Annotated in this window: 4 protein-coding genes; 2 read left to right on the top strand and 2 right to left on the bottom strand. The window is 52.7% G+C overall.

Features of this window, described 5'->3' with window-relative positions:
• Positions 1 to 143: 143 nt before the first annotated feature.
• Entirely contained in the window at positions 144 to 791 is a 648-nt protein-coding gene (rplC, locus tag PHC90_05485) for a 50S ribosomal protein L3 (protein MDD3845797.1), read from the bottom strand.
• Positions 792 to 954: 163 nt separating this feature from the next.
• On the opposite strand from rplC, the gene PHC90_05480 reads away from it, so the two are divergent.
• Positions 955 to 1,764, top strand: coding sequence for an HDOD domain-containing protein (locus PHC90_05480; GenBank protein ID MDD3845796.1), 810 nt, complete (start codon positions 955 to 957; stop codon positions 1,762 to 1,764).
• A 4-nt stretch (positions 1,765 to 1,768) separates the two neighbouring features.
• Positions 1,769 to 3,709, top strand: a complete 1,941-nt coding sequence (locus PHC90_05475) for a response regulator (GenBank protein ID MDD3845795.1) — start codon at positions 1,769 to 1,771, stop codon at positions 3,707 to 3,709.
• 12 nt (positions 3,710 to 3,721) lie between these two features.
• Here the strand turns inward: PHC90_05475 and PHC90_05470 are convergent.
• The coding region (locus PHC90_05470; protein MDD3845794.1) for a hypothetical protein at positions 3,722 to 3,976 on the bottom strand (255 nt) is incomplete at its 5' end.

The following is a 3,976-nucleotide window of genomic DNA, read 5'->3' as shown; positions in this document are numbered from 1 at the left end:
TCAAGAAGACAGGTTGTTGGCAATGGGTGACAGGTGATTGGAAAGGAATTCGTTCCTATGACCTGTCACCCATTGCCGGCAGTTAAAGAAAAACAGGCTTCACGGTCGAAGCCTGTCGGTTGATTCGAGTTGGGAGAAGAGCGTTAGCCCTGTTTCTTTACCGCTCTTCTTATCATGACGTAACCCTTTGCCGGGCCGGGTATGGCGCCTTCGATGAGGAGGAGGTTTGTGTCGCCGCGAACATCAATGATCTTGAGGCTCTGGACCGTGACCTTCCTGAAGCCCATGTGACCGGGCATCTTCTTGCCTTTATAGGTGCGACCGGGGGTCATGTTCTGCCCGATGGAACCGCCGTGCCTGAAGGCTTCATGAGAGCCGTGGCTTGCAGGAGCGCCGGCGAAGCCGTGACGCTTCATGACGCCGGCGAAGCCTTTGCCCTTGGATGTCCCGGTAACGTCAACGAAGTCACCGGGTTCGAATATATCCACGGAGTAGATGGTGCCAACTTCGTTGGCCTCGAGGTCTTCCGGCGCTACCTTGAATTCCTTGAGGATCTGGGTGGGCGTGACGTTGGCCTTCTTGAAATGACCTGTCTCGGGCTTGTTGACCCGCTGTACCTTGATGACTTCGTCAAAACCGACTTGAACCGCATTGTATCCTTCCCGGTCAGCGGTTTTTTTCTGGACCACATAGCATGGACCGGCTTTTATGACCGTAACGGGGACAACGTTCCCGTGTTCATCGAATATTTGAGACATACCGAGTTTTTTGCCTATAAGACCTAATGCCATGATCGACACCTCCGAAAAATTGTAACATCATAGTCAAAAACTCCTCGAAAGTCAAGATGAATTCCGTCAAAACGCCCGCGCGGGCGGGCAATGGCCCTGTCGGGGAGGCCGCAAAAAAAACTTAATTAATAATGTTTTCGTCCGAAAAACACAGTATACGACTATGACCTACGCCATGCCAAGAGAGCAGTTGATCAATCGTGCCAGCGAGATCAAGGTGATCCCGACGTTGGACGGCATCGTGAACAGGGTGTTCACAGTGCTTGGCAACAACAACTCGTCATTCAACGATCTCTCCGATGTGGTCAGGTACGATCAGGCCATTTCCTCCAAGATAATCAGCATCGCAAACTCGGCATACTACAGCAGGGGCATCGAGATATTTAACCTCCAGCGGGCCATGCTTACCATTGGATTCGAGGAGGTGCGCAGCATTGTGAGCTGCATCCTGTTGATGGAAGGCATCATCAAGATGCTCAAGCTCAAGGAGGAAGACCTCCTTTCGCTGTGGAAGCATTCCATCGAGGTGGCCTCCGCGGCGCGGGTGCTCTCTGAACGGCTCCTTATCGAGGATCCGCAAAAGGCCTATACCGCATCCCTGCTGCACGATATCGGGAAGATCGTCTTCTATCTCGCCCTTCCCGATTATGCGGAAATGCTGAAGGGAATGAAAAGCACCGGTGATATGGTTGCCTTCGAGCGCGACCAGTTTGGCATCGATCATCAGGAAACGGGATATATCATAGCCGTGAAATGGAAGTTTCCCCATGATTTCGCCCGCGTCATCCGCGGCCACCATGGCGACCACAGCTCCAACCAGCAGGATGCTTTGCTCCGGATCGTGAACGCGTCGGACCGGTTTTCCACGCATACATTGAACAGCCGCTCGACAGAAGCCTTCATACTGGACAAGGAACGGGGTGCCATAGCTCTGGAAGTTGAGAAGATCATGGAATTTCTCCAATTGGGTTGACACGATGAAATGGGAAGACCTTCAGACTGAATCAATGAAGCTCCAGTGGAACTTCTACGAGAGAACCATAAACAATTATTCCATCATCATGCGCATAATGAGCAGCGCCGAAGAAGATATGCTCATAAGCCATGTCCCCAGGATCTTCGTGGAGGAGTCCTTTTTCGACATGTGCAAGATCATGGTCGATGAGGACGGGATCATACACGAGGGTTCCTACAGCATCGATGATACCCTGAACAGCCTCGACTATGCGACAGTCGCAGCCTTTAACGGAAATTCCAGCACGGCCTCATTGGTCGACGACGTCTTCGGCTACGGTCTTCTCTACATATATCCGATCAGGAAAGAGCTTAAGACGATCGGATATCTCGTCCTGGGCAAGAGATACTACATGGACCTGGAACTGAGACTCGTACGGGAACTGGACATAGTCTGCGACATATATAACCGGTCCCTGCTTCTGGGCAACGGAGGAGTCAGCCGCAAGAGGCTGCATTCGACGGCCACCTTCGAGACGGTTCTGGAGGTGTTCCCCGATCCCCTTATCCTCATCGATAGGAAAGGCTACATCTGCTATGCGAATAAGAACGCAAAAGCGCGGTTCGAGACCAGAAAGGGTTTTCTCCTTGGTGAACGCGTCGACAAGGCCATCCCCGGCCTGCCGGAAGACCTCGTCAAGAAGAACCGTCCCTTCCGTGGGGAGATAAATTACAAATCACCGAACGATTACAGGATGTTCCGCGTCGAGAGCTTTCCCGTCAAGGAGGCGGACGAAAAAGGAGAATGGCGGGCCATCATCTTCAAGGATGTGGTGGAGATGAAGGTCAGCGAAGAAGAGCATCTTGTCAGGAAACGAACGGAGAGCATGGGTATGCTCGCGGGCGGGATCGCCCACGACTTCAACAACATGCTCACGGGCATTCTCGGGTATGCGGCCTTGATGAGGAAACTCCTTTCCGACGCAAAGCTATGCCGCTACGCAGAGGCGATAGAGCATTCCGCCCAGCGCGCCTCAAAACTGACGCGGCATCTCCTTAACTTTTCGCGCCGGCAAAAGAGGTCTACGGGGTTTGTGGATATCAACGCGCTTCTCGACGACGTGCTGTTCCTATTGAAAGCGAGTTTTTTCAATGTCCGGATAGAAAAAAACTTTGAGAGCTCTCTTCCCAATGTAAAAGGCGACGAAGCGGAATTACAAAACGTCTTTCTGAACCTTTTCGTCAATGCAAAGGATGCGATGGAAGGCCAGGGCCTGCTGCGGATCACAACGTCACGACAGAATAGCGGCTATATCTGCATCGAGATACAGGACACCGGCAAGGGGATCGATGAGGCGCTGCAGCACAAGATATTTGAACCCTATTTCTCCACGAAGGAGAGTGCTTCCAATCTCGGCATGGGCCTGTACCTTGTCGACAAAGTAATCAAGGAACATGGGGGTTTCATCGAGATAGCCAGCGAAAAGGAGAAGGGGACCGTTTTCAGTCTCTATTTGCCTACACCGTCGCCGTGTGTTCCGGAGGCAGAACCGAAGGAAGCGCCACGCCTGAACCAGAGCATGGGCGAGAAGACCATCCTCATTGTTGATGATGAGGACCTGATCCGCGAGCTGTTCAGGGGTATCCTGTCCGAAACGGGTGCCAGGCTTCTTGAAGCCGACAATGGCGAGGATGCTCTCCAGATATACATGCAGCACCAGCATGAGGTCGATCTCGTGATCCTTGATGTGATCATGCCGGGAATAAAGGGAGACGAGGTCCTCCGCCGCATACGAAAGGCCCGTGCAGACATAAAGGTCATCATTTCAAGCGGGTTCATGAGCGAGCAGCAAAGGACAAGACTGAAGGAATACAAGGTCGATGGCTTTCTCGACAAACCCTTCAAAGACGACGACGCCCTGTCGATGATAGCGGAAGTGTTGGGAAAAGATCAGGACGGGTGATAGGGCTGCCAGTCACCTGCCTTTCAAATTCTCTTTCGCTCTCCACCTTCTGTGTGATGCCACGGCGAAGCGATGGGCTTCGTCGCGCATTTTCACTATTTCCCTGAAGACGGCTGAAGCCCGGGGAAGGGCCAGGGGGTTCTTTCTCGCCGGCACGTAGATGATGTCCTCCATTCTCTTTCGGCGCTCCCCTTTTGCTATGGAGATAATGTCCCTGTCAACATGATTGGCGCTGAGCACCTTGTGTGCCGCGGCGAGCTGTCCCTT

This window comes from Syntrophorhabdaceae bacterium, from assembly GCA_028698615.1.
In the GTDB taxonomy this organism is placed as follows: domain Bacteria; phylum Desulfobacterota; class Syntrophorhabdia; order Syntrophorhabdales; family Syntrophorhabdaceae; genus Delta-02.
The sequence above is the reverse complement of the archived record's forward strand: the minus strand, read 5'-3'. Positions and strand labels throughout refer to the sequence as shown.